Source organism: Leptospira semungkisensis (assembly GCF_004770055.1).
GTDB lineage: Bacteria > Spirochaetota > Leptospiria > Leptospirales > Leptospiraceae > Leptospira_B > Leptospira_B semungkisensis.
This window is the reverse complement of record NZ_RQEP01000005.1, coordinates 363,645-389,638: the sequence shown is the minus strand read 5'-3', so window position 1 is coordinate 389,638 and position 25,994 is coordinate 363,645. Positions and strand designations below refer to the sequence as shown.

General features: G+C 43.1%; 26 protein-coding genes. 13 read left to right on the top strand and 13 right to left on the bottom strand.

What is annotated here, in order from left to right; all coding sequences use genetic code 11:
- Positions 1 to 2 precede the first annotated feature (2 nt).
- Positions 3 to 1,001, bottom strand: coding sequence for a metallophosphoesterase family protein (locus EHO59_RS01895; protein ID WP_135584209.1), 999 nt, complete (start codon positions 999 to 1,001; stop codon positions 3 to 5).
- A 93-nt stretch (positions 1,002 to 1,094) separates the two neighbouring features.
- Complete coding sequence (locus tag EHO59_RS01890) at positions 1,095 to 1,787, bottom strand: hypothetical protein (protein WP_135584207.1); 693 nt, start codon at positions 1,785 to 1,787, stop codon at positions 1,095 to 1,097.
- 163 nt (positions 1,788 to 1,950) lie between these two features.
- Here EHO59_RS01890 and EHO59_RS01885 point away from each other — a divergent pair, with 163 nt between their 5' ends.
- The 5 genes from EHO59_RS01885 (at position 1,951) to EHO59_RS01865 (ending at position 8,452) form a co-directional block, all read left to right on the top strand.
- Positions 1,951 to 2,952 carry an NAD(P)H-dependent glycerol-3-phosphate dehydrogenase gene (locus tag EHO59_RS01885; RefSeq protein ID WP_135584205.1) on the top strand — a complete coding sequence of 334 codons (1,002 nt, stop codon included), beginning with the start codon at positions 1,951 to 1,953 and terminating at the stop codon, positions 2,950 to 2,952.
- A 27-nt stretch (positions 2,953 to 2,979) separates the two neighbouring features.
- Complete coding sequence (locus EHO59_RS01880; protein WP_135584203.1) at positions 2,980 to 5,628, top strand: tetratricopeptide repeat protein; 2,649 nt, start codon at positions 2,980 to 2,982, stop codon at positions 5,626 to 5,628.
- A 221-nt stretch (positions 5,629 to 5,849) separates the two neighbouring features.
- Entirely contained in the window at positions 5,850 to 7,178 is a 1,329-nt protein-coding gene (locus EHO59_RS01875; protein ID WP_135584201.1) for a hemolysin family protein, read from the top strand.
- 36 nt (positions 7,179 to 7,214) lie between these two features.
- Entirely contained in the window at positions 7,215 to 7,754 is a 540-nt protein-coding gene (locus EHO59_RS01870) for a phosphopantothenoylcysteine decarboxylase (RefSeq protein WP_135584199.1), read from the top strand.
- Positions 7,755 to 7,765: 11 nt separating this feature from the next.
- Entirely contained in the window at positions 7,766 to 8,452 is a 687-nt protein-coding gene (locus tag EHO59_RS01865; protein WP_135584197.1) for a phosphopantothenoylcysteine decarboxylase domain-containing protein, read from the top strand.
- Between the two features lie 3 nt (positions 8,453 to 8,455).
- On the opposite strand, the gene EHO59_RS01860 is transcribed toward EHO59_RS01865, so the two are convergent.
- From EHO59_RS01860 to EHO59_RS01850, 3 genes are read right to left on the bottom strand one after another with little or no spacing between them, the layout of a single operon-like run.
- Positions 8,456 to 8,827, bottom strand: coding sequence for an STAS domain-containing protein (locus EHO59_RS01860; protein WP_135584195.1), 372 nt, complete (start codon positions 8,825 to 8,827; stop codon positions 8,456 to 8,458).
- A 16-nt stretch (positions 8,828 to 8,843) separates the two neighbouring features.
- Positions 8,844 to 9,173: a hypothetical protein gene (locus EHO59_RS01855; RefSeq protein WP_135584193.1), complete on the bottom strand. Its 330-nt coding sequence runs from the start codon at positions 9,171 to 9,173 to the stop codon at positions 8,844 to 8,846.
- 2 nt (positions 9,174 to 9,175) lie between these two features.
- Complete coding sequence (locus EHO59_RS01850) at positions 9,176 to 10,465, bottom strand: homoserine dehydrogenase (protein WP_135584191.1); 1,290 nt, start codon at positions 10,463 to 10,465, stop codon at positions 9,176 to 9,178.
- Positions 10,466 to 10,669: 204 nt separating this feature from the next.
- Here EHO59_RS01850 and EHO59_RS01845 point away from each other — a divergent pair, with 204 nt between their 5' ends.
- The 3 genes from EHO59_RS01845 (at position 10,670) to EHO59_RS01835 (ending at position 14,813) form a co-directional block, all read left to right on the top strand.
- Positions 10,670 to 11,248: an LIC_10572 family protein gene (locus EHO59_RS01845; protein ID WP_135584189.1), complete on the top strand. Its 579-nt coding sequence runs from the start codon at positions 10,670 to 10,672 to the stop codon at positions 11,246 to 11,248.
- 133 nt (positions 11,249 to 11,381) lie between these two features.
- The gene (locus EHO59_RS01840) at positions 11,382 to 13,529 is read left to right on the top strand and encodes a tetratricopeptide repeat protein (protein ID WP_135584187.1); all 2,148 of its coding nucleotides are present in this window, start codon (positions 11,382 to 11,384) and stop codon (positions 13,527 to 13,529) included.
- A gap of 15 nt (positions 13,530 to 13,544) precedes the next feature.
- Positions 13,545 to 14,813, top strand: a complete 1,269-nt coding sequence (locus tag EHO59_RS01835; protein WP_135584185.1) for an amidohydrolase family protein — start codon at positions 13,545 to 13,547, stop codon at positions 14,811 to 14,813.
- Here the strand turns inward: EHO59_RS01835 and EHO59_RS01830 are convergent.
- A complete protein-coding gene (locus EHO59_RS01830) occupies positions 14,785 to 15,348 on the bottom strand; it encodes a methylated-DNA--[protein]-cysteine S-methyltransferase (protein ID WP_246052600.1) in 564 nt (187 codons plus the stop codon). The genes EHO59_RS01835 and EHO59_RS01830 overlap by 29 nt on opposite strands.
- Before the next feature lie 55 nt (positions 15,349 to 15,403).
- On the opposite strand from EHO59_RS01830, the gene EHO59_RS01825 reads away from it, so the two are divergent.
- A complete protein-coding gene (locus EHO59_RS01825; protein ID WP_135584183.1) occupies positions 15,404 to 16,198 on the top strand; it encodes an SDR family NAD(P)-dependent oxidoreductase in 795 nt (264 codons plus the stop codon).
- Between the two features lie 3 nt (positions 16,199 to 16,201).
- Positions 16,202 to 17,209: an LLM class flavin-dependent oxidoreductase gene (locus EHO59_RS01820; protein ID WP_135584181.1), complete on the top strand. Its 1,008-nt coding sequence runs from the start codon at positions 16,202 to 16,204 to the stop codon at positions 17,207 to 17,209.
- A gap of 81 nt (positions 17,210 to 17,290) precedes the next feature.
- On the opposite strand, the gene EHO59_RS01815 is transcribed toward EHO59_RS01820, so the two are convergent.
- Both EHO59_RS01815 and EHO59_RS01810 read right to left on the bottom strand, forming a co-directional pair.
- Positions 17,291 to 18,472, bottom strand: a complete 1,182-nt coding sequence (locus EHO59_RS01815) for an acetyl-CoA C-acetyltransferase (protein ID WP_135584179.1) — start codon at positions 18,470 to 18,472, stop codon at positions 17,291 to 17,293.
- Positions 18,473 to 18,523: 51 nt separating this feature from the next.
- The gene (locus tag EHO59_RS01810; protein ID WP_135586411.1) at positions 18,524 to 19,276 is read right to left on the bottom strand and encodes an acetoacetate decarboxylase family protein; all 753 of its coding nucleotides are present in this window, start codon (positions 19,274 to 19,276) and stop codon (positions 18,524 to 18,526) included.
- Positions 19,277 to 19,437: 161 nt separating this feature from the next.
- Here EHO59_RS01810 and EHO59_RS01805 point away from each other — a divergent pair, with 161 nt between their 5' ends.
- On the top strand, positions 19,438 to 20,052 hold the full coding sequence (locus tag EHO59_RS01805; protein WP_135584178.1) for a TetR/AcrR family transcriptional regulator: 615 nt from the start codon (positions 19,438 to 19,440) through the stop codon (positions 20,050 to 20,052).
- The gene (locus EHO59_RS01800) at positions 20,049 to 20,972 is read left to right on the top strand and encodes an alpha/beta fold hydrolase (RefSeq protein ID WP_135584176.1); all 924 of its coding nucleotides are present in this window, start codon (positions 20,049 to 20,051) and stop codon (positions 20,970 to 20,972) included. Before EHO59_RS01805 ends, EHO59_RS01800 begins: the two co-directional genes overlap by 4 nt.
- 8 nt (positions 20,973 to 20,980) lie before the next feature.
- Here EHO59_RS01800 and EHO59_RS01795 read toward each other — a convergent pair whose 3' ends face one another.
- From EHO59_RS01795 to EHO59_RS18150, 3 genes are all read right to left on the bottom strand, one after another.
- Entirely contained in the window at positions 20,981 to 21,316 is a 336-nt protein-coding gene (locus EHO59_RS01795) for a rhodanese-like domain-containing protein (protein WP_135584174.1), read from the bottom strand.
- 29 nt (positions 21,317 to 21,345) lie between these two features.
- The gene (locus tag EHO59_RS01790; RefSeq protein WP_135584172.1) at positions 21,346 to 23,289 is read right to left on the bottom strand and encodes an ABC-F family ATP-binding cassette domain-containing protein; all 1,944 of its coding nucleotides are present in this window, start codon (positions 23,287 to 23,289) and stop codon (positions 21,346 to 21,348) included.
- A 69-nt stretch (positions 23,290 to 23,358) separates the two neighbouring features.
- On the bottom strand, positions 23,359 to 23,523 hold the full coding sequence (locus EHO59_RS18150) for a hypothetical protein (RefSeq protein ID WP_008590138.1): 165 nt from the start codon (positions 23,521 to 23,523) through the stop codon (positions 23,359 to 23,361).
- Between the two features lie 152 nt (positions 23,524 to 23,675).
- On the opposite strand from EHO59_RS18150, the gene EHO59_RS01785 reads away from it, so the two are divergent.
- Positions 23,676 to 24,122, top strand: coding sequence for a DoxX family protein (locus EHO59_RS01785; protein ID WP_135584170.1), 447 nt, complete (start codon positions 23,676 to 23,678; stop codon positions 24,120 to 24,122).
- A 62-nt stretch (positions 24,123 to 24,184) separates the two neighbouring features.
- Here the strand turns inward: EHO59_RS01785 and EHO59_RS01780 are convergent, their stop codons facing one another.
- Positions 24,185 to 25,225, bottom strand: coding sequence for a FecR family protein (locus EHO59_RS01780; protein WP_135584168.1), 1,041 nt, complete (start codon positions 25,223 to 25,225; stop codon positions 24,185 to 24,187).
- 154 nt (positions 25,226 to 25,379) lie between these two features.
- Positions 25,380 to 25,934 (bottom strand): RNA polymerase sigma factor, encoded by a 555-nt coding sequence (locus tag EHO59_RS01775; RefSeq protein ID WP_425460212.1) that lies wholly within the window; start codon positions 25,932 to 25,934, stop codon positions 25,380 to 25,382.
- Positions 25,935 to 25,994 lie beyond the last annotated feature (60 nt).

Sequence of the window (25,994 nt, the reverse complement as noted above, 5' to 3'; positions counted from 1 at the left end):
TACTATCGAATAAAATCTTCCGCCGAAACTTCGGAGTCATTGCTCGTGCTGACAAGCTCTAACTTGTCTCCGGAACAATCGACCTCTAAGAGATGGCGAATTGAGTGATCCGATAGTCTATTCAGTTTTACTTTTTTTACAAGATTGTTTTCTATTTCTATCTCGGAGAAGAAGCCTCCGGGTTGGAATCCGAAAACTGAATCCACAGGCCCGAAATTAGAAGGATTCAAAAATACGGTTTTTCCCTTTTTAATAATGCCTTGGTCTTCATGCACATGACCGGAAACTACGAGAGAAGGAGAATAATCGTCTAGATATCTTCTGATCCCTTGAGATCCTACATTTCCGAAACTTGGGATCTTATCTAAGAAGCCATAAGCAGGATTATGGATCACAACTATGTCGGGATTCTCCTCTTTAAAAAAATCCTCCGGTTCGCTGTAATTCTTTCCGTTACGATTGTACTCGTGGAATTTCACTGCGAGCTTTTCAGGAATTCCCGAAGTGATCACGGGAGCTCCTCCGTATCCGGCGAATTTCAATCCTCCGAACTCGAATATTTTACGATGCAGATCCCTTTCATACAAAGCGGAATATTGTAGGTCGATATCGTAGTTACCTGGCAATAACCAAACAGGAGCCTTGGCGTATTTTTGGATAATGATCTCTATGAGTTCGTACTTTTCCTTCATCGTCTTTGCGGCTTGATGGAAGAGTCTTCTGTAATCGTGGGATTTTTCGACTACTGCGGGTTGGTATTTTTCAGGAAAGCGGACTGCTCTTGTCGCATAATCATACGCGTTAATTTCTTCCTTCATGTTCTCCATGAATCGATACATTTCTTCTTGGAGAGTTACGAATTCGATGATGCGTTCTGGATTGAAAAAGGCTTTATAGATAATGTCGCCGGAGAAGAGGTACAAGTCGCAATCGGTTCCTAGTAGGACTTCCTTCAATCCTCTTAGTCCGTCGTGGATATCGGTGAGGTAAACAATCCTCATTTGAACCTATCCTAATATTACATTAAACGACTGATGTCGTTCGACCGTTCTCATTACTGATTCTGAAAAAAGGCGCAAGAATGTCCAATCTTTCTAGTCCCTCCAGAGCATCAGCATACTATCCTCGTTTTCCGAAATTGGCTCGACTCTCAAATAATCCGGTCCAAAAAAATCCAGTAAAGGTTTTAGGATCGTGTTTGATCGAACGAAAAGAAAAACGTTCCCTTTCTCCGGAATTACTTTCTGAACAGAAACCTTTCCGGCTACTTCCGGGATCTCCGCTAAAAAATAATTCAGATCTACTTGGATCTCATTCCCCACATCAGTAAGGGAAAGGATCTCCGGGATTTCTTCGACGATCTCTTCTAGAATTAGTCTGCGGTGAAATTTAAAAACTTTAGAAAAAATACGGATCGGGTCCACCGACCTTGGATTATAATCGTAAAGACGAAACGCTTCCACTCTAAAGACGACCCTATTCCCATTCACTTGCACTGGGAGAAGGGAAAGCTTGTACTTAATATAATCGGTTCTTAGGAGTTTGGACCAGGTCAGTCCCTTGATACAATAATGACCGGAAAGATAAAGGACCCCTCTTCCGGAATCCATCTCGAGGGATTCCAAATCCTCAGTGCCCTCTACCACCTTCTTTTGTAGGACCTTATTCAAAGAATGGAGAAGAACTGCGATCCGGTAATTGCTCTTTAAGCCTCTTTCTTCTTGGAAACTTTTTCCGGTCAGAAAATCCAGAAGATTGAATCCCGAGAGTTTGCGCAAATCGAGCATGGAAGAACAAAGTTAACCTTTCGGATTCGGTCGGTAAACCTCATTTCTATTTTCTTTCAAATTTAGAAGGAAGTGAACATTGATCATCCGACTTTTTTTTCTTGCCGTTCCGAGCATTCCCGATGAGGATCATCGTTCCTTAGGTAAAGGGAAAGGATTATCCATGCAAATCGGCGTTATCGGATCCGGAAGTTTCGGCACCTCACTCGGAGTCTTGCTCGCAGACAAGGGTTATGATGTCACCATCTGGGGAAGGAACGGGGACTTGATCCGAGAGATAAACGAGGCCCATCGAAATGAAAAATATCTTCCTGGGATCGATCTTCCTAAAAACTTAAAAGGCACTCTTCGTTTAGAAGAGGCAGTCAAGGACATGCAGATGATCGTTTCTGCTCCTCCTTCTCATGCGATCACCGATATTTTAAGAGAAATTAAATCCTATTTACCTGAAAAGGCTCCTATCGTTTCCGCAAGTAAGGGAATCGAGAACGGAAGTCTACGTTTGGTTTCCGAAATATTCGAAGCGGAGCTTCCCGGAAAATTTCATAGCGGACTTTCTTACTTATCAGGACCTAGTTTTGCAAAAGAACTAGTAAAAAGAGTTCCTACTATTGTCAGTATCGCTTCCAAGAACGAGGCAACCGCTAGAAAGGTTCAGGAAATTTTCAGTTTCACTTATTTTAGGACATACTGGACACCCGATGTGGTCGGAGTAGAAGTAGGCGGTTCTTTAAAGAATGTGATCGCAATTGCTGCCGGAGTCGCAGACGGATTGGGTTTCGGTCAAAACACAAGGGCCGCATTGATTACCAGAGGATTAACCGAGATCTCCAGACTGGGAGTTAAATTGGGTGCAGACCCTCTTACTTTTTTGGGACCTTCGGGAATGGGGGATCTGATCCTAACTTGCTGCGGAGAAGCATCTAGAAATCGTACGGTAGGATTCAGACTGGGCAAAGGAGAAAGCCTGGATTCTATTTTGGGTGGAATGACCGAAGTCGCAGAAGGTGTCAAAACTGCAAAAAGTGGTTTTGAGTTATCCCAAAAACTGAACATTGAAATGGCTATAACGACCGAGGTGTATAAAATGCTTTACGAACATAAGAATCCGAAGGACGTTGTTAGAGATTTGATGGGCAGGGACTTGAAACGCGAAGGTCTTTAAGCCGATCCAAGAACGAAATCGATTCCCTTGCAAAACGCAATTTTAAATATTCGTAAACTAGACGAGTCTCGTCTTTTTATTAAATATATTCCTTTTTTATTAATTTCTTTATGTTCTTTCTGCCAGTCGTTATCGGCACAAAGCAAGAACGATTACGGATGGACCGGAACTCCCGGCAACTTCTCTCTTTTGATCGAAGGCCAATCCGTCGTTCATAAGGAAACCGATTTTAATTCCTTTCCCGAAGGCTTAAACTCTGCCCAAAGATCCGAATTTGCGATCCTTGCCGGCGAATATCTTCTATTGAACAAGGATACGGGAAAATTTTCAAATCTGATGAGTATCATCCGAAAGGATAAGGAACTAAGCTTTGCAGAAGTTATTCTGCAATATTTCGAGGATATTTATTTTTCGAAGAAGGGAAAAGGAGAAGCCGGCCTTAAATCTTGGACTGCTCCAGCAAACGACGTCTACCAAGCGGATCTGATCAAATCAACGCGTAACGTTCTTCTTTATAAGAAACCTTCCGAGAAGGTAAAATGCTCTGTTAAAAAACCGTATTATTCTCTTTGCAGAATGCTTCGTTTAGGCGGATATCTTGCGGACATGAAGCCTGGGGATTCGAGTCATGAAAGAGAATACACGAATCTCCAAAGGATCCTTTCACCTTTTCCTGGGGTTTCCGATCCGGAAGAAAAGGAGTTGAAACATCTGCCTTTTCTTTCTCATTTCCTACCTGGGATCTCCGATTATTTGGCGGAGCTCGGCTTTGCAAGAGATGCAATCCAGTTTTCCAAGATCGGGATAGTTTCGGAGAATTTGGGTGGTAGGTTGGTGCCCTATTCCTATGAGAAGCTTGCTTATTACTATCTCATAGATGGAGATGCAAACGCAGCGGAGAAGGTCTTAAAATATATTATAGATCGCCAAGGAGAGATTACTACTTCTTATAAGAATTCTCTCTATCTGAAGTTGGGTACTCTCGCTTATTTGCAAGGAGATGCCTCTCGCGCTCTGGACTATTATTTGAATTTGGACTTCTTGCATTGGTCTGCGAGAATATTGCATCCTTTATTGGGAGAATCGATTTCGATTAACAGTGCAAGAGACTTGGTGTCGATCGCAGTTTGGAGATCTAAGAATTCTCATAAGGCAGTAGATGCTTTGCAGTCCGTCAGCACTCCTAAGAATTTATCCGAAGACGATCTATCTACAAGGCTTAGGATCATACAGATACTTTCCGAGGATGAACCTGAAGTTGCTGCAAAGCTTGCCATGGACCTGAGCTTTCTTGCGCAAAGTAAGGGATGGAGAAGGGTGGAATATTCGGCGACACTTCTTCACGGTTTTCTCCAGCTCAAGACGAATAACTTAAGAAAAGCAATCATAGAATTTACCAAAGCGGCAGGTATCTTAAAGGAAGATCCTTCGTATCGGGAAGAATGGATCCGCTTGAGCGGGCTTTTTCTTTCTCATAAGGAATCTACGAACTTAAGAGGAGTAAAATCCTTTCTAGATCAAGCGATTCGGATTTCTGCAGCAGGTTATCCGGATGATAAGGTGTATGAGATCAAGAATTATCTACCTCCTTCTTTCGGGACAAAAAACCTAGAGAATGTTGCGATCGATTTCTATTCCAGACACGGATATAACCAGGATCTTCTTTCCTTTTTGGTTCATAATGAAGAGAACCTTGAATTGCAAGAAGAGGATTCTCCTATCGAATTAGGAATCGTGAGAAGTCACATAAGATCTCTCAAATACAAAGGATTTTATCCTCCAGGAAGAGAGCCATGGACTTCTTCTTGGTCGGAAATAAGAGCAAAAGAAGCCGCTCGCATTCGAGAAGAATTGGATCCCATCTCCAATGTGAATTTTAAAAAGATCAGCCAACCCTTGATCGCACTTTTTGTAAAAGATAAACGGGTCTTCTTATTCCAAAAGGATGGAGATTCTGCCGAGCTTGAATTCAAAGAATTGAATACGGATAACGCAACAAGTTATACAGCTCAGTTCGCGATCAAATCAGCAATGGATTCTTTTTCCAAAAAAGATAAGGTTCAGATTTATCTGAACTCGTCCGGAGTTGAGGCTGCGGACTATCTGAAGAAGGAATTTCCAGAATCTGAGATCAAATTGTTCAGGAGATTTGATAAGAGAGAAGAAGCTGACGTTGCTAAAAAGATCTATGCTCCTTCTTGCGAGAATCTTTTTCCTAAGAATTCACCGGAAGGCGAAGGCCGTTTGAGTTGGCAATCCATCCCTTTACAATATTATGATGGCGTAAAGGTGCTTCAAGCGAGGTCCTCTCTTTTGCTATGGAATATTAAGGTGTCTGCCAAGTCTCCGAATGGACTCAGAGATTACGAATGGTCTTGCGGGCCGGATAGTTTCGCTTTTCGTAAAATGAAGAGGAGATTGGATTTTAGGAATCTTCCTGATAGGATTGTTTTTACCAAAGATAGTCTGAGTGGATCCGGTTGGGGAGATAAGTCGGAGGATTTTCTGGATTGGGCCAGATTTTGGCTAAGCACGGGAACGTCTCGTCTCTACTACGTTAAATCTTGGAATTCAGATTCAGAATCCGACATAAATTTACTGGAACGACTCTCGACTGAAAACGGGGATCCTAATTTGAATTCCAGAGTCCTTAAGATGGTCCGAAACGCCGAGTAACCGTGCATTTCTTGTGCAAAAGAGTTACGAATTTTTCAAGTTTTTCGGCGCCAAAACACTCGACAACGCATGGTTTTTCATGGATGGTATCATTTACATAAGATGGACCCCGACAGTAGAGGCCGGATAATTCCGGACCATATAGATTTTTCTCCCGCCTTGTTTTACTCTTTCGAACTAGTCACCAACCTAAATCTGAATTTCGGAAGATCTAGTCGTTAATGGACGTGATTGGATTTTTTGTTATTCTTCTCCTTATCTTTGCCAATGGATTCTTCGTGTCCGCAGAATTCGCATTGGTCTCGATCCGACCTTCTCGTTTGGAGGAAATGATTCGAGACAATCGACCTTTGGCAGTGATCACCAAGAAAGCTGCGACAATGTTAAACGACATGCTTTCCGTATGCCAGGTGGGGATTACCATCGCAAGTCTGTTGCTTGGTTGGGTGGGAGAAGGTTACCTTTCTAGTTGGATCCTTCCTATCTTTCATTACGCAGGGTATCCTGATTCGGATGTGACTGCGCATGGTGTAGCAGTCGCGATTTCTTTTGCTCTCATTACTTTCTTGCATATACTCTTGGGAGAACTTCTTCCTAAGACGGTAGCGATCCAAAAGACCGAAACTCTTGCGTTGGTCACAAGTGTTCCTATATTCTTTTTTTATTATCTATTCTTTCCGATTACATTTTTCTTGAATGGAATGACTTCGTTCCTATTGAGGCGAATCGGTTTCAAGGAAGATTCGCATAGGATCATTCATTCTCCCGAAGAATTGATGATCTTAATCCAGGAACAGAATAAACAAGGGAATATAGATCAGGAAGAATTCCAGATCATCCAAAATACATTCCAGTTTTCCGAGCATCTTGCTAAGGATGTGATGACTCATCGTTTGAGCATAGTTGGGATCCCTGCTGATACAACTATGGATGGAGTGCTTTCTGTCATCGCTGAGCATCACTTCTCTCGTTATCCTGTCTACGAAGGAACAACGGATAATATCGTCGGTATTATACATGTTCAGGCATTTCTCGCCTGGCTTTCCGAATCCAAGAGAAATAAGAAGTCCAAGGTGACTTCTATTATGCAACCTCCTATCGTTGTTCCCGAGGGAATGTCTATAGAAAAGATCCTACAAAAACTTAGGACTGCCAAGCAACACATGGCTATCGTCATAGACGAGTACGGCGGTGTTTCCGGGCTTTTGACTATGGAAGATATAGTCGAAGAAGTTTTTGGTCAGATCAGGGATGAGACCGACGATCATGAAACGGATCCAGTGCCTTCTCATTCTCCGGATGCTTTTGATATAGATGGTGAAACCGAGTTGGATGAACTTAAGGAGATCCTAACCGGAATCCAAGATGAAGAATTGAACGATATTCGTACTATCGCAGGTTTCATTTTGGATAAGTTGGAAGATATTCCGAAAGAAGGAACAGAGGTCAAGATCCCTGAAGGTATTCTTACCGTAGAGAAAATGGACGGAAATAAGATCATGACTGTTCGCTTTACTCGACTTTCCAGACCTTCTTCCTTTGCGATTTAAGTTGTAAATCCTTTCGACAACTCGTACTTTGTAAGAATGGAAAAGAAGGATATTCTAATCGCAGTCAGCGGTAGCATCGCAGCGTTTCGCGCTTGCGAGTTGGTTCGTAATCTAGTCAAAGACGGATATCCTGTCTCCGTGATCATGACGGAACATGCCACAAAGTTTATCGGTCCTATTACATTCGAGGCTCTAACCGGCAAAAAGGTCCAGGTAGACGAATATGAGCACGGAATGGCGCATATAGACGCTCGAAATCGGGCCGCTGTAATTGCTGTTGTTCCCGCAACTGCAAACATTATTGCGAAAATGGCAAACGGGATCGCAGACGATCTTGTAACTTCTACCTACCTTGCTGCGAAGTGTCCGGTGTTAGTGGCTCCAGCAATGAATCCGAATATGTTCACCCATCCTAGTACTCAGAGAAATCTGGCCCGTTTGAAAGAAGACGGCGTCATTATTCTGGATCCGCAGGAAGGAGTGGTGGTTTGCGGGGATGAAGGCTACGGTAAACTCGCCGACGTTCCTGTAATGCAAAAGAAGATCATAGAGTACTATAACAAATCCTCTAAATAAGATCGTTTCCCTTGGATAAATATTCAAAAATTATAATAAGCTCAGGTCCTACTAGAGAATGGATCGATCCTGTACGCTTTATTTCCAACGCTTCTTCTGGAAAGATGGGCTTTTGTCTCGCGGAGAAGGCGACTAGCCTTGGGATCGAAGTGGTTTATGTGAGAGGATTGACAGAAGCCCAGTATTCCAATCCAAAAGGTGCAAGAGTAGTAAAGGTCGAAACTACTGAAGAAATGAAGGACGCTGTCTTAAAGGAAATCCAATCTTCTTCTATTTTGATCATGGCAGCGGCTCCTGCAGATTTTCGTCCTAAGAACTCGAATGATTCCAAGATAAAAAAAGAAGAAGGGAGCGATACTCTTACCATTGAGTTGGTAAAGAATCCGGATATTCTCCTTTCGGTGAATGAGAAAGTGGTTTCTCAAAATTTGAAACATATACTGAGAGTGGGATTCTCTGCGGAGACTCATCTTCTGGATCAGAATGCTACAGGAAAACTGCAGAGAAAGAATTTGGACTTTATCGTAGGAAATTACGTAGGCAAGGACTCGAAAGGATTTGGGGACTTAGATACCAGCGTAATTGTTTATGGAAGAGAAGGCTCTCGAAAAGAAATGGGCCCCGCTTCTAAAGAAGTGATCGCATCTCAAATTTTAGATTATCTGAATATAAATTTGAAAGAAGGACAATTGTCTTAAGGGTTATTTGAAAACCGCTTTTGCTTCTTCTAAAGTATGATAGATGGCCACTTTTTTAGGGAGCTCCATCAATCGGATCACATTCTCTAAGAAATGGTTCAAGCCACCGATAACGATCTTTCCGTTATGCTGATCCACCGTTTTGATCAAAGTAAGTAAGGTGGCAACTCCCACACTATTGATATATTCTAAAGAAGATAGATCCAGGATGATCTCGTAAATCCCTTCGTCGAAAACGAAATTGATCTTTCTGGAGATCTCGAAAGCGTTCGTGTTCGTTACTTTCCCGTTCATGGTGACGACTAAGAGGTCCTTGTCTCCCACCGATGTTTTACTTGTTTCTATGAACAGGCCTTCGAATTCCGTTTTTGCCATTGTATTCCAGTCCGAGCTATAGCGTCAGTGTTCCATCTTTTATGGACGCGGTCAGTTCCGTCCAGCCGGAGACGTTTTCCGGTATAGAATAAGCCTTTGCGCTTCCGCGAAAAAGGATTCTTAATCTACCTTTTCCCTCTATCTCACCTTCCAAATCCAGATAATCTCTTCTGTGATCCTTCTTTCTTTGGAACGGAATGGAGGTACCGTTTTGGAGCAGAGGCCAATTAGAGGCGACTGTTCCGAAGGTGATTAGACGAGAAATCCCGTCAATATCCAAAAATAAATCCAAATGAGAATCTCCGAAACCTTCATGCAAACTGATGGTAAACGGAAGTTCGCACATCTTTATAGCTTATCTTCAAGCCGGATTGCGACAGAAGGTTCTAAAACCACCTCTAACGCGTCTATCCTGCCTAAGGAGGCTGAAATAGAGGCTTCCACACACGGATGAGTGACCACCACTACTTCTACCGGTTCGTTTTCGGATTCATTTTGCCGTACAGAAGAAATAGAAACTCCGTTCGTTCCTAAATCTTTTGCGATTTCGGCCAAAACACCGGGTTGATCCAAGGTATTAAATCTGAGATAATATCTCGCTTCTGTTTGGTTCGCTTCCGATATGGATGCCTTTGGGAATCTGTTCTTTTCTCCCGGAAGATTTTTGCCTCTTCTGAGTCCGTAAAAGATCAAATCAGAAACCACTGCAGATGCAGTAGGAAGAGCTCCCGCTCCTTTTCCTACAATCAAACCCGGACCTGCAAACGCTGTCTTGTAATACACTGCGTTTGTTTCATTCATCACACTTGCAAATGCATGATGTTTGGGGATCATCACGGGTTGCACTCTTGCCTCTACCTTTCCGTCCAGTTTTCGGACGAGTCCTAATAACTTGATCCTGTATCCTAGTTCGGAGGCAAAGGCGATATCCAATCGCGTAATCTTTGTTATTCCCTCGATTGCAATGCTCTGTAAAGGAATTTTCTCCCCGAAGGCCAAGGACCCGAGTATACTGATTTTGTGAGCGGTATCTATGCCTTCGACATCGAAGCTTGGATCCGCCTCGGCAAAGCCCTTCTCTTGAGCGAGAGCCAATGCCTCTTTGTAATCCAAACCTTCCGTTTCCATCTTGGAAAGAATGAAGTTAGTAGTGCCATTTAGAATACCGTAAAGTCCTAAAATTCTATCTCCTGCTAGGCAGTTTCGGATCGCTCGAATGATTGGAATGGAACCTCCCACAGCTGCTTCGAATCCGATCTCGGTAGAATTCTCTTCTGCGGCTCTATAAATACCTTCTCCTTTTTCGGAGAGGAGAGCCTTGTTTGCAGTGATTACAGTTTGTTTGGATTTAAGGGCTTCCAGTACGATCTCTTCGGAGATTGTAGTGCCTCCTACCAACTCCAAGACCAGGTCTATCTCGGGGTTTCCTACCACTGCTTTGTAATCTTCCGTTATTTTTGCTTTGGGATAGTTCTTTAAAAGGGAAGAAATCTTAGAAGGAGTTCGCGTGCAAATCGTATGTACTTGAACGGATAAGCCGAATTCTTTTTCGAATCTGGTAGATTCCTCCGAAAGAATTTTTAAAACTCCAGTACCAACGGTGCCTGCGCCTATTAATCCGATCCGAATCGTTTGCATTCTGGGACAATCCTTTCTTGCATACTCGAAACATTCGACCTTTTTCCGAATGTACTCGGGCTTTCCTTTTGTTGGTATGGATTTTTCTTTACTAAATGGCCTCCTCTTGGTAGGAATCTATTTGAAGACGGTCTTAAGAAGTCCGTCGAGACGGCTTTGTTATGATTGCCGCTCAAATCCATCGATTGAAAGGATAACCTCTTTATGGCGAATCGTCGTAAGCCCCCTCGCAAATCTGCCGGGAAAAAACAAGATCCTTCCCACAAACACCAAGGGGGAAACCGAGGCCAGCAACAACATAAGAAGAGACCGGATCACGGTCGTTCTACTAGACACCAGCAGCAAACAGTCGCCTCTAAGATCTCCGAAACTATGAAAGAGTTGCCGATGAAGTCTTCTCAGCCGAGTGGAGGGTCTTCCGCTTGGGTTAAGATCATCGGATTCATCGCAGTCGCATTGATCTTGTTCTTTGGATATTTTATCGTTCGTGAATATTTAGATAAAACTCCCGTTTACGGAAAGCATGGTTGGGACGAGTCTGCAGGAGACGCAGTCACTTGGGAAGACGCAGTTAAATATTGTTCTACTCGACGCAAAAGACTTCCGGACAAGGAAGAGTTGAAAAGCTTTTCTAAGAGAGCGGATAAGAAACTCAAATCGATCGGTGTATACTGGTCAACTAGTCCAGGCGATAAGGGAAATTACACCACAGTCAATCTGAGCACCGGAGAATACGGTTCCAGCGACACTTCCAATAAATTCGCTGCGATCTGCGTGAAATAAGACTTTCCTCCCAAACTAAGATTCCCTAAAATCGGGACGAAAAAACTTCCCGATTTGATTTCTAAGCAATCGTTTCCGACATAGTTCGGAAACGAAGAAATAGATCGAACCAAGGCCCGTCCCGGAGAATAGAATGGCTGTATTGACCTTCGCTAGCGTTAGCTATCTTACCGGATTCATTCTCTCCGGACTATGTGCTTTTTTTCTTTTGTATAGAAGAGAAAAGCTCGAAACGACTCAGCATCTTGGCTGGGTGTTTTTATATTGCGCTCTCTTGCAATTCTCCTTTTTGATCGGGACTTCCGTCTATCATCCTCTTTCATTTTTGCATAGATGGGTGTCTCTTCCATCTGCATTTCTGATCTTTTCGCATCTGAGCATTTATTTCTTTTTGCTCAATCCTCAGGCGACGGTTCGTACTGGACGGATCCTTTTAGGAGCGGGCTATTTTTTAGCATTAGCTATTTTGATCCTGCATATCGTAGGAACCATCTTCACTAAACCGGTTTATGATTTTTCAGGTGGAGTATTCGACGTTGTTCGCAAAACGGATGAGAAGATCATCGCTTGGATTGCGATCGTTTATTTATTCTCTATATTGATCTTCGGAGTTTGGAGAAGTTTCGAAGCGCATAGATTGGATGTTCGATTGATGGCTCTCTCCGTTTGGGTGCCTTTTCTTCTTCTTTTAGGAACAACGATCTTGTATCATTTCAAAGAGATCGCATTTCCGATCGATAGGGCAGTGGCTCTTTCTTTTTGGAATCCTATCTTCTTGATCGCTTTATTCTTGGCTTGGCTGATCCATTTAAGAGCCTCCGGAGAAGCTTTCAGTTTAAGATCTCCTATTCTACTCGGGATCGTATTACTACTATTATTTGTTTTTCAAGGAAGCAGTTGGCTCTTCTTGCAACCTGGATTGGATTCTTTCGGGGATACAGTAAGAGAAAGGTTGAAGGCTCAGGACCTTTCTTCCGATTCGTATTCTTTAACTGCTCAGAATAATGACGGATTCGTTCTTTCTGCATCGGGAGGTTTGGAGCCTTCTCTATTTACTGAATCCAGAAGAGAGTTAATACTCTCCTTTATTTGGGAAAATCCGTCCGCGATCTCAAAGGAGTATCCGGCTTACTCTAAGGTTGCTGAATCTTGGAAAAGCTCGGATAAATATTCGGAAAACTTAATGGACTTTTCCAAAAGCCTGGAGAAGGTTCGAAAGAAGATACGTAGTCTACCTGAAAAAGGGATCCGAGCTTGGATCTTAGATGTTTTGAATTCGGAAGGCAAAGACGAAAAACTGGCCCAATTCATGAGGATCCTATCCGAGTCGGTTAAGAACTCGTCTGCAGAAGGAGAGGCATTGCGTTCCTTAGTTCTGGAGCAAATGAGGGAATTACAGCCGGACGGCGAGCCGAGGTTCAGAAGAATTGTAGGCTTGGCTTCCGGAGAATATTATTATTCCATAATGCATAAATCTCCAGGAAAGACTCAGGCAAAGGAGATCGGGATCCCTTATGGAGAATATCTTACCTTCGAGACTGGACTTTTGAAAAAGCCACTTCTTGCATTCTTACTTTGCTTGCTCTTGTTTTCTATTGCTGCAAACGCTTTCTTCTCCTTTTTCTTATTGCATCCGTTGGAAAGATTATATTCCGGTCTGGAGCTCGCGACAGAAGGAGATTTGCAAAGAGAGCTTCATCCTGAGGCCTGGGACGAGATAGGAAGTCTTGCCGATCAATTCAATCGGATGATCCATTCTATTCGCTCCGGTTCAGATTCGGAGTCTTGGCATACAACGGATCTGGATTCCAGAAACGGTCCTCGTGCTTCCTGGAAAGAGATCGCCAACAAATTGAAATACACCAACTCTCCGCAAGAGTTGAGAAGAATGTTGGTCGATCTACAGAACCAAACAGAGCCTCATCCGATTCGATCCAAATTGATCTTAAAACTAGGACTGAAGATTCGAGATTATAAGACAGCGTATTTGGCCGCGCAAGAGTTGAGATCTATGGGAGTCGTAAAGGATCCCGAAATGCTTTTCATTCTTTCGTATTGCGCTAAGAAGATCGGAGATTTACATGAGGCCATTCGATTGGCAGAAGAGGTTCGCTCCATGCTTCCTCAACATACTCAGAATAGACTTCATTTGGCAGAAATGTATTACCATGCAAATCGCTTTGTAGAAGCTCAGGCTCTTGCAATCGAGATCAGAAGAGAACAGGGAGCTTCTCCTGCTGTTACGAAACTTCTGAATGCGATAGAAAAAAAAGGCGCATAGGGGAGTTTGGTCGATATGGCTTCGACAATCCGAAGAATATCGGGAAGATTTCAAGACTCTAAAAGTTCTTATACTGCGACGATTGAACTGGATCCGAATACAGGTTTGATCACTTCAGTACATAAGAATGTACTAATCCAAGATCCCAAGTCGGATGAGTTGGCATTTGATCCTCAAACAGATACTATCTTTGCCGGCTTCGGCGATATTCATGTGCACGCCCGAGAAGACGAATCGGGTAAACATAAATACAAAGAAGATTTTCAATCTGCCGGACTCGCCGCAATCAATGGAGGGGTGATCCATATTGCGGACATGCCGAATAATCCTATTCCTCCCACAGACGATACGACTTACGCAAAGAAGAGAGAACTTGCGGATCATTCTCCCATTCGGATCACATTGTATGCAGGTATCGGTCCGAATACGAAGCCATTGCATTCTCACGTTCCATACAAGGCGTTTATGGGACCTTCTATCGGTGAATTGTTTTTTTATTCCAACGAGCAATTGGAGAATACGATCCGTCATTACAAAGGCTGCAACGTTAGTTTTCATTGCGAGGATCCAGAAATTCTGGAGCAGAATCAGGAGGCAAAATATCATGAGGATCGCAGGCCTGCCATTGCAGAAACCTTAGCTACCGATTTTGCTCTTTATTTAATAGAGAAGTACGAACTGATCGGTAAGCTTTGCCATTATTCTACCGAAGAGGGGCTGCAAAAGATCATAGCCGCTCGAAAGAGAGGAGTAAAGGTCACTTGCGAGGCAACTCCTACTCATTTGTATTTTGATCGCTCCATGTTGAACGATTCGAATCGTCATTGGTTTCAAATGAATCCTCCTCTTCGCGGGCCGGAAGATAAAAGCGCATTGTTGCAAGGGGTAAAGGACGGTTGGATCGATTACTTGGCAACGGATCATGCTCCTCATTCTATAGAAGAAAAGTTAAAAGGGACTTCTGGAATTTCTCAGTTAGATACCTACGCTTTATTCGTGACTTGGCTGCATAAATCGGCGGGAGTTTCTTTGGAGAAGATTGCGGAGATCTGTTCTGAGAATCCCGGAAGTTTTGTAAGAGAGTTCTTGCCCAAAGAATATGGAAACGGTTTCGGAAGGATCGAAGAAGGGTACTGCGCAAGCTTTACCGTGCTCGATTTCAATGCTCCAACTACATTCAAAAAAGAAGATATTAAGAGCAAGAGTGGCTGGTCTCCTTTTGAGGGAGTTACTTTTCCAGGAAGTATTCGCTCTGTTATTCATCTTGGAAGAAGGGTAAGGTAGGCGCGTCCGAATTCCTTCTTTCCAGATCTAATAGAAATTGTTTTCTCCAGAGTCCTCCTCCGTAACCGGTAAGACTTCCGTTCTTGCCGATAATCCTATGGCAAGGCACAAGTATTGCAATCCGATTTTCCCCGTTTGCTTTTGCAACGGCTCGTATCGATTTTATATCACCTACAAAGATTGCCTGGGACTCGTATGAGTTTATCTTTCCGTAAGGAACTGTGAGTAAAGCGTTCCAAACTTTTTCTTGAAACTCGGAACCTTGGATGACAAGTGGAAGTGTGAACTCTTTTCTTTTTCCCTCGAAATATTCTTTTAGTTGGAGTTCTAATACGGAGAAGAAGGGACTTTCCCCAGGAATGATCTTGCAATCGAAGGCTTTTTCTAACCTTGCTAATTGCATTTCAATTCTCTCTTTTTCGGTGAACTCCAAAAGACAGATCCCTTCTGATACCGCTCCGGCGAGTAGGATGCCTAAAGGAGTTTCGATTTGAGAAGTAAGCACCATGCTTGGAAGAATATGTGCCTTTATCATTTTATACAATCTGAAATTCAGTCGGTTGCAGTCTAAGAAGCAGGATAAAATCTGAGTGGATACACAATTAAAAAATAAAACAGCTTTAGTAACCGGTTCAACCGCCGGAATAGGACTCGCCATTGCAATCGGTCTAGCGAGAGAAGGCGCCCAGGTCATAGTCAATGGAAGGACCAAGGCAAGAGTGGACGAAGCAATTTCTCATATAAAGAAAGAGGTTCCGAATGCCTCTCTTTTAGGAGTAGAAGCCGACTTCTCTAAAAAAGAGGAAATATCTTCAATCGTATCAAAGTTTCCTAATGTAGATATTCTTATAAATAATGTAGGAATCTTCGAACCCAAAGATTTTACCGAGATCCCTGACGAGGATTGGTTTCGTTTCTTCGAGGTGAATGTTCTGAGCGGAGTCAGATTGTCAAAGGCCTATCTTCCCTCTATGCTGAAAAAGAATTGGGGAAGGATCTTATTCATTTCCAGCGAGTCCGGTTTGCAGATCCCGAGCGAAATGATCCACTATGGAGTCACTAAAAGCGCTCAGATATCCTTGAGCAGAGGTTTAGCGGAGCTTACTAAGGGAACAAATGTAACCGTGAATTCTGTTCTTCCAGGTCCTACTCGTTCCGAAGGAGTAGAAGGATTTTTAGAGGACCTTGCCAAACAGCAAAAAACGAGTACGGATGTGATAGAAAAGGAATTCTTTAAGAATGCACGCCCTACATCTCTGCTACAAAGATTCGCCTCGGTAGAAGAAGTTGCGAATATAGTGACTTATCTTTCTTCTCCTTTGTCTTCCGCAACAAATGGGGCTGCTATCCGAGTGGATGGCGGTGTTGTGAAGTCTGCATTTTAAAGTATGGTCCAACTTAGCGTTTTAGACCAATCTCCGATCCGAAAAGGAGGAACTGCTTTCCAAGCAGTTCAGGAGACCATAGAACTCGCAAAGCTCACGGATCGTTTGGGTTACACTCGATACTGGGTTTCAGAACATCATAATATCTTGGGACTTGCCGGATCTTCTCCTGAAGTTTTGATTTCTCATTTAGCGGGAGAGACTAAAGGGATTCGAGTAGGTTCCGGTGGGATCATGCTTCCAAATCATAGTTCTCTCAAAGTAGCAGAAAATTTCAGAATGTTAGAGACCTTGTTTCCTGGTAGGATCGATTTAGGATTAGGTAGAGCTCCTGGAGGAGATAGGCTAACTGCAGCTATATTAAATCCTTCTAATAGTTTTGTTCAAAATGATTTTGTGCAACAACTGATTGATCTCAAGGATTTTTTAACGGATAATGCCGAGCCGGATTCTATTCAATCCAAGGTCAAAGCCATCCCTGTTTGTGAAACTGTTCCTGAAATGTGGGTTCTAACTTCCAGTGGAGAAAGCGCACTCATTGCTGCTCATTTCGGAATGGCATTGTCCTTCGCTCAGTTTATCAATCCAACCGGAGGATATGGGAGCATCAAAGCATACAAAGACAGATTCCAGCCTTCGGAAGCATTATCAGAGCCGAAGGCAAGCGTAGGTATTTTTGTACTCTGCGCTGAAACCAAGGAAAAAGCAGACGAAATGCAAGCGATCATGGACAGACAGCTTCTCAATATTGAAAAAGGGGTTAGCGAAGGAATTCTTTCGTATGAAGAGGTAAAGCCTTACGTCTATTCAGATTATGAGAGGGTGCGTCTTCTTCATAATCGTGGAAGAATGATTGCGGGAACACCCGAGGTAGTAAAAAATAGAATTCTAGAGATGACCGAAGAATATGAAATAGACGAGGTCGTGGTCTCTACGATTACTTATGATTTTAAGGATAGGCTTCGTTCTTACGAGCTTCTCGCAGAAGCCTTCGAGCTGGAAAAACGGTAATAAATACAGATCGTGAATTTGGAACTGAGATGGGCTCGGTCCTGTTCGTGAGAAACGCCAGGACCGAGTTTTTTTTGACGATTAAGCTTCCGGGTTTTCCAGGATCAAAGCGATCCCTTGTCCGCCGCCGATACAAAGAGAGGCGACTCCGTATTTTGCCTTTCTGCGTCTTAGCTCATAGGCAAGTGTAATCGTTACTCTTGCTCCGCTCGCGCCGAGCGGGTGTCCGATCGCAACTGCTCCTCCGTTCACATTGGTGATCTCCGGATTCAGTCCCAATTCTTTTTGAACTGCAAGATACTGAGCTGCGAACGCTTCGTTTACTTCTACGAGGCTCATGTCGGAAAGTTTGAGTCCCGCTTTTTTCAGAGCGATAGGAATAGCAAGAGCAGGTCCAATTCCCATTTTAGCAGGATCACAACCAGCATGTCCATAACCACGGATGATGGCTAAAGGCTTCTTGCCTACCTTCTTGGCATAAGAAGCAGAAGTCACGATAGTGGCAGCCGCTCCATCGTTTAATCCGGAAGCATTTCCTGCAGTCACAGTTCCACCTTCTCTAAAGGCAGGTCTTAGTCCGGCGAGTTTCTCAATGGAAGAAGCTCCCTTGATAAATTCATCTTTTTCTAACGTAACTGGTTTCTTTCCACCAACAGTAACAGAAAGGATCTCTTCTTTCAATCTTCCTTCGACAGTAGCTTTTTCGGCTCTAGTTTGGGAAATTCCAGCCCATTCATCTTGCTCTGCTCTGCTGATCTTGTATTGATCCGCGAGATTCTCGGCAGTGGCTCCCATGATCAAGCCTACATACTGATCTGTCAGACCTTGTTCGAGAGAATCTTCGAATTCTGCTGAGCCGTATTTGATTCCCCATCTTGCGTTACGCACAACATAAGGAGCGTTACTCATAGACTCGGATCCGCCTGCGAGAACAGCTTCGCTTTCTCCTAAGTAGATCTTTTTCGCTGCTTGGATGATTGCTTCCATTCCAGAACCGCAAAGACGGTTGAGTGTAAGAGCCGGAACTGTGATCGGCAGGCCTGTTTTAAGACCTATATGTCTAGCTAGATAGATTGCCTCTTTTCCTGTAGGAACAACATTCCCGAAAATAGATTCTCCAATATCTGCCGGATTCACTCCTGTTCTTTCCAAAAGAGATTTGGAAACCAAGACTCCCAAGTCCACTGCGCTAATGTCCTTTAAGGTTCCACCGAAATTCCCAAATGGAGTTCTTATCCCGTCTAGTATGACTGCTTCTTCCATAATTATCCTGTCCTAATATTCGATTTATTGAATGAATTGCTCTCGTGAAATTTAATCCACTTGTTCCGCTACTGGAAATATCAGATCGAAAGGATCCGCAAAGATCCCAGTCTTGAAGCCTCCGCCTTTGACGAAATCCGGAAATACAGTCTCGTCAGACCAAACAGATTCTATCCTGGAAAGTTTGCCTTTTCCTTTTCCGATAAATGCAGTACTGAGTTTGGTCCCGTCTTCTTCTTTTTGTAAAAGTACATAAGGAAGCACAGAAGTGTTTACCGGAAATCCGAAACCTAAGGAACGTATCTCAATTTTAAAAAAGGTCTTTCCATTGCGGGAGACTTCTATCTTGGTAAGAGATCCTTCCTTCTTCCAAGTGAAGTCGGCTCTTTCTTTTGGAATGGCCCAATTTCTGATCCCTTCTTCTACCGATGTTTGGCTTGAAACAAAGATACGAGTGATCCTTTTATAATTTTTGCCTTTGTGTTCGAAGTTTCCAGGAATATATAAGAGTTCGTAATAAGGTCCTACATTAGATCTTTCGTAATTAACGAGCATTAAGGAACCGAGTCCGCCTCTATAAGACTTTCTATCTTCTTCATCTAAGAATGCCATTTCGGCGTTATAAGATTTTTTTCCGAATAGAGGGAATAAGTACCCTTCTCCTGTTAACGACCATGGGGCCGGATAATGTCTCTTAGAGGTTGCAAAATTGTTTCCAGTAACTGTGGCTTTTTTGGGAATTTTGAGTGCCGATTTTGCGGCTTTCTTCTTAGGCTTTGCCTTAGTCGCAGCGCTTGCTTTCATGGGATGGATCCGTTTCTTTCTTTTTTGTACCATTCCTGTGAAAAACCCCGAATTTGAAAAGGAAACTCTTGAACATCTTCCCCATTTTTGGGATAACTGGACATTGGGGATGATCTTTTGGCCCTTTGGGCTTAGAATGAGTTCCCGAAGGCAAAAAGTATATGACTGCAGTAGCAACACGTCCCAGAAGACGTACTCGTAATAGCTTAAACAAGGAGTCCATTGTCCAAGCGGCCCTGGACATTCTAAACGAAGAAGGGATCGACGGCCTATCTATGAGAAGGATAGCCGAAAAATTGGATTGTAGCGTCGCTAGCCCTTACTCTCATTTTAAGAGCCAACAAGACATCATCAAGATCATCATCTCTCAGGGAGAGGCTCAGTTGACCGAGACTCTCAGAGCCGCTCGCTTGAACGGAAAAAATTGCTATGAAAAACTAACATTGATCGCTCGCGCATATTATGATTTCTCCGGTCATAATCAGGAGCTGCATAAGGTGATGTTCAATACCGTTCACGGCCATATGCACCGTAAGGCATTCCCTAAACTTCCAACCAGTTATCGTGTTTTTCTCGAAACCATCCGTGCGGGAGTTAGATCGAAAGAATTCCGCATCCAAGAAGAAGATTATCCTTCTCTCGCAAGAACTATGTATTCTTGGATGTATGGGATTATCGTTCTGGATATGACCGGCATGCTCAAAAAAAGAGGCATGGGAGATCCTTTGGACGAAGGATTTCTATTCTTCCGTAAAATTCTCTTAGGCGAAGAATGAGAAAAAAGCTCCTCCTTAGCGGGATCGTTCTTTTATTAATTCTTCTCTCCGTTCTTCCCTTTGCAAGATCAAAGGAGAAGGTGGAGCTGAGCGATTCCGTTCGAGCAGGAGCAGAAAGCGGAAATTATATCCAGCTTTCGCAAGGATTGACTCATTACGAACTCTCCGGCCCCGAAAAAGGAAAGTTAGTCGTTCTTGTTCACGGGTTTTCTACTCCGTATTTTATCTGGGATCCAGTTCAAAAACTACTCGTTTCGCAAGGATACAAGGTTCTTAGATTCGATCTCTACGGAAGAGGTTATTCGGATCGTCCGGATATCACATACGATATCGATCTATTTCGTTCTCAGATCCAAGATCTATTAAATTCTCTGCATATAGATGAGCCATTCGATATCATGGGACTTTCTATGGGAGGTCCTATTGTGGCTTCTTATGTGGCCAAGAATCCGGAGAATGTAAAGAAGGTAGTTCTCTTAGATCCCTTTACTGCTAAGGCGGGGATATTTCCTCTTACTGTTCCTTTCTTGGGGGAATATTTGAATACTGTGATCTTTCTTCCTACCTTACCTAAAGGAATTGCAGGAGACTTTGTGAATCCTTCCAAGGTACCTAAAGGTTGGGTGGAGAGATACGAAACTCAAATGAGCTTTTACGGTTTCGGAAAGGCAATCCTTTCGACTCTCAGGAATTTGATCTCCAAGGATCCAAGACCTCATTTTGAAGGTTTGGCTTCGGCAAATAAGAGAGTGCTTGTTTTTTGGGGAGATCAGGATCATACGACTCCCTTAGAAACGGGAGCCTATGTAAAAGACTTATTGAAATCCGAGTTTGTCCTAGTAAAGGACTGTGGGCATTTGCCTCATATTGAACAACCGGAGCAAGTGCTGCCGGTTATCTCAAATTTCTTATCTAAGTAAATTCTAACTTAGTATTTTGCGAGAGAAGGATCCACTTCGTCGGAATATTGTAAGATCCCACCTTCTAAGTTGAATACTTTGGTGAATCCTGCGGACTTCATGAATCCGCAAGCGTTTCCGGATCTTGCACCTGAACGGCAATAAACGACTACATCCTTGTCGGAGTTTTTCCATGGATCCAATTCTGCGATCCTCATCGGTAATTCCGAAACAGGTATGAGTAGGTCTGTTCCTTCGATAATGCTTATCTCTTGTTCATTCGGATTGCGAACGTCTAGTAGATAGAAGTCGTCTTTTCCCGAGTTTCTTGCGTCTAGTCTGGTTTTGAGTTCCTTTGGATACATTCAGATTCCCTTATAATGATCTCTGTTTCTTAGACTGCGGAGGTCAAGCCTTCCATTTCGGTTTGCAGCTTTTCCCAATTTTCAGTAAGACGAGCGATCTCCGCCTTTGTCTCGTTATAAGTGTCCAGTTCCATTTGGTAACTGCGCTTCTTATAAAATTCTGGATCGGCTAATAATTCTTCGGAGTTTGACTTGTTCTTTTCTAAGAGTGCTATCTTTGCTTCGATCTGCTCTATATCTTTTTGCAGTTTCTTAATGCGGTTCTTGTCTGCATTCTTTTGCGATCTGCTTTTATCCTTTGCTTCATTGCTTTCAGTAGGGGCATTGGCTTTTATGATTCCACCTTCTGCTTCTAATTCTTCCGGAGGAAAACGAAGATAATCCGCAAAGCTCGTATTCAAGTCTCTGATCTTTCCGCCAGAAACGGAAATAGTACGGGTGCAAAGATCCTTTAAGAAATCAGGGTCGTGAGAGATCACTAAAACAGCGCCGGGATATGCCTGCAAAGCTCTCTTTAAATTGTCTCGGACCACAAGGTCCAAGTGGTTTGTAGGCTCGTCCAAGAAAAGAGTGTTGGAGCTGAAGCGAACTAACAATGCAAGTCTAAGTCTACTTTGCTCCCCTCCGGAGAGAAGTCCTACTTTCTTGAAAACCTTGTCGTCCGTAAAAGAAAAATAACCTAAGAGCTTTCTTGCCTCTACTTCCGGATAATCAGGATACACCGAAAGCACCGTTTCTAAGAGGCTCTTTTCAGGATCCAAATTCTCGTGATGATTTTGGGAGAAATATCCTATTCTAGTCTTTGGTCCGAATGTGACTATGCCCTTGGTAAGTTTATGAATTCCTAATATACATCTTAAGAAGGTGGATTTTCCGGCTCCGTTCGGACCTATGATCGCTATTTTATCTCCGTTAGAAACATGAAGCTCAGCTCCGGAGAAAATATTCTTTCCTCCCGCTTCATAAGCGAAGTCGGCATTCTCTATTCTAAAGGAAAGATTTCCGCAAGGAGTATAGTTGAATTCGTAATCTGTCTTGGAATTCCAGAAGGATTCTTCGGGAGCGTCTACCTTATCTCTCTTTTCAAGCTTCTTAATGGCACTTTGGACTGCTTTTGCCTTGGTTGCCTTTGCACGGAATCTTTCGATCCATTCGGTTCTCTTCTTGAGATAAGCTTCTTCTTTTTTGAACTGTACTCGTAGCTTGTCTAAGAGCTCATTCTTATGTTCGAAGTAATCTTCTAAGGTTCCTTTAAACTCCAAAACTCCGGAAGGATTTAATTCTGCAATCGTGTCCGTAGTCGAATTCAAAAACTCAGGATCGTGAGTCACCAAAACGAAAGAACGATTCGTGCTTACTAAATATTCCGCGAGCCATGCCTTGGAAGCGTGATCCAAATGGTTCGTAGGCTCATCTAAAAGGAGAAGGTTTCCCGGGTTCAGGATTGCGATTGCGAGTCCTAATCTATGTTGGTAGCCAGGGGAAAATTCTTTAACCTTCTTTTCCATTTGTTCATTAGAAAAGCCTAAACCGCCAATGATCTGTCTTGCCTTGCCTTCTAATTCATGAACTCCGTAAGTAAACGCGTATTCTTCCAATGCACTTTGTTCTTCGAGAAGATCGTTAAATGCGGGAGAATCATGATCGGTCTGATCCATTCTTCTATGAATATCTTCAGAGCGTTTTATATATTCGTTATAATGTTTATGCTTGGATAATGCTGTATCGATCACCTTAGCTTCTAAATCGAAGTCAGGCATCTGTTGGAATAAAGAGATCTCAGTATGTTTGGAACGGCTGACCAATCCTTCCTCAGGATTCAGTTCTCCCACTGCCATTCTGAATAGAGTGGATTTACCGGAGCCGTTCGGTCCGACCAAAGCGATCTTGGAGCCCGGCTTGATATGCCAGGAGAATTTTTCGAAGAGGGTGGAGCTACCGAACCTGTGCTTTATATCAATGAACTGGAGCATGGTTCCTGGGAATTGGAGGAGGTGTCCCTCCGCACGAGCGCGGAGGGTTTTTTGGATGGAAAGTAGTGCTTACTTCTTTTTAGCGAGTTCTTCTTTTCTCGCTTTAAGATGTTGTACGTACTTGCTCGTTTCCCCGTTCATCTTCTCGACTGCGTCTTTCAGAGCTTGATCCAGCTCTTGAGCGCTCATCTTGTTGATTTTTTTGTTCTTCTTTTCGGCTGTCTCTTCAGACATAGGTACCTTCCGATGCGTTCGTAATGCCAAAATTTACGGGAATGGCCCTTTAGACAACCTATTTTGTCCGGGTAGACTCCGGCTTCTTCTCACCTAGATTGAAAATAGGTGGAAATCGATGCTTCCTTCGGCTTCTATGGGACGGACTTATTATGTTTTATTCCCTAACACAAACGAAAGAAGGTCTGGGGCCTTTATTCTTAAGACTGGGCCTTGCAATCTGCATCTTCCCGCATGGAGCACAAAAGGCAATGGGATGGTTCGATGGAGCCGGATTTCAAACTGCTATGGATTATTTTACATCCACCCTCGGAGCTCCGTATTTTCTAGGATTGATGGTGATCGGTTTCGAGTTTGTGGGAAGCGTCGCTTTAGTCTTCGGACTCTTTACCAGAATTTGGGCATTGGGAATAGGGATCATATTGATCGTAGCTGCGAGCACTCATGTTCCTTATGGATTCTTTATGAATTGGTTCGGTGATAAAGGAGGAGAAGGTTTCGAATATCATATCCTCGCAGTGAGCATTTCTTTTGCGTTATTCTTCCTTGGTGCAGGTTCTTTTTCTATCGATAAAAAGCTGGGGGATTGGTCCGCTTAAGAAGGCATAAAAAAACCCGAGTGTTTCTACCCGGGTTTTTTCAGGAGGCTTAAAAAGTTCTCTTAGTAGAGGATCTTCTCAACCGAGGTCTCGTCCAGGATATAAGATCCTTTCAGAGTTTGCACGATCAGTTTTCCTTTTTTCTGAGAAACAACAACTCCTCTTAACTCTCTACCATCTTTCATGATGATATGTTCGATGCTCTTGTCGTAGAGTTCTTCCAACTCTTGTTCGGTTTTAGCAGTTTTGAGGTTTTGAGTAGTTTCCAAAACTTCTTTGTCTAAGCCGTTCAAGTTGATGCGCATCTCTTCATAGTCAGGAGTAGCTTTTTTAAGAGCTTCGATTACTTCAACTTTCTCGTCGGTAACGATGATTAAATTGCCGACTTTCAAAACTCTTTGAGTCTTGTCGTTGATCAAAGGAGTTACTTCTACCGAACCATCTACCACATAGACAGAAGATTCGTTAGGAGAAGTGTTTACTTCGAAGGAAGTTCCTCGAACCGCAGCAACTACGGTAGGAGTATCTACGAAATAGTTCGCATTCTTTTTTTCTTTCTCTACTAAGTTCAGGATACGTCCTGAAACCAAAGAAAGTCTGATTTGAGAAGCGTCCGTCTGACGAAGACCTTTTAGTACGAGTTCAGAATTTTCCTTTATACGGATCACGCTGGAATCGGTAAGACCTATGTCGATGGATCCGCCTTTTCCTGTGACGATTCTATCGCCTTCGGAAAGAACATCGCCCAAATGCAATTGGGTCGGAGCCTCTTTGATACTCTTGGCATCACCTTTTACAAAGACCACCGCAGCTTTCAGAAGAACGCCTTCAGCTACAGGTGCTTCTTTCTTAGAGAAAGTAAAGAAGGCGCCAACGCCGATGCCTGCTAACAGAATTGCAGCTGCCGCGAGAAACCAACCTTTCTTTTTATTACTGGTTAGTTGTACTACATTGTCCTTAGGGGATTGCATGATATTTGCCTCCACGTAGAAACGGGGAGACTTGCCGATCCAAGAAGGATCGAAATCAGGTGCCTTGGAAGCGGCGTTAGTCCGTTTGAGGATTTCGGCGAATGTTTGAAATTCTGAGTTCATTCTTTCCATCCCCTTTCCTTAGTCCTGGGTTTGCACATTGTGTCTTACCCGTTCATTTGAATCAACAAACAGGGAAAAACTAACTTGCTCATTTTTTTCAAAGAGGATGGCTTTTTTGACGAAATGAATCACATGTTCGATAAACATAAATAAAGATAAATTCCTAATGTTTTAAAAAAGAAGAAGGTTGAAACCCTCTCTTTTTGCCTTCTTGCAATAGATGTTTTTCGGCTCTTTCTAAGAGTCTCGAAACTCCGGAAACGGATAGATCTAAAACTTGGGCGATCTCCTCCAGTTTGCAGGATTGAGAATAACGCAGTTCGATAGCGGTCTTCTGTTCCTCCGGAAGAGTTTCTAATAATTCGCTTAGGATCTTGCCCAGATTCTGGGCTTCCATTTCTTCTATAACTTGGCTTTCGGGACCCGGGGCTTTGGAACCGAAGAGAGATGATGTCTCTTCGCCGACCAGGGACACGTTCTTTTGATAATAGGATTTTCCGTGATTGATCATCAGGTTCCTAGCGATCCGGAAAAGGATCATTCTAGAAACTTGTTCGTCTGGGATTTCTTTATTCGTGTAATGCTTGAAGAAGTTCAGGAAGGTATCCTGAAGCAGGTCCAAGGCAGTCGATTCGTCTTGGATCGAGCGCCGAATGAAAGAAAACAAATGGTCCTTATTTTTATTGTATAGTTTTTCGAAAAACAAGGCTTCAGACACAGTAGGATAGAAATTTTTTTCTTTCAGTCTTTTTTCAAGTAAATTCGGTTTTTTCTTGTA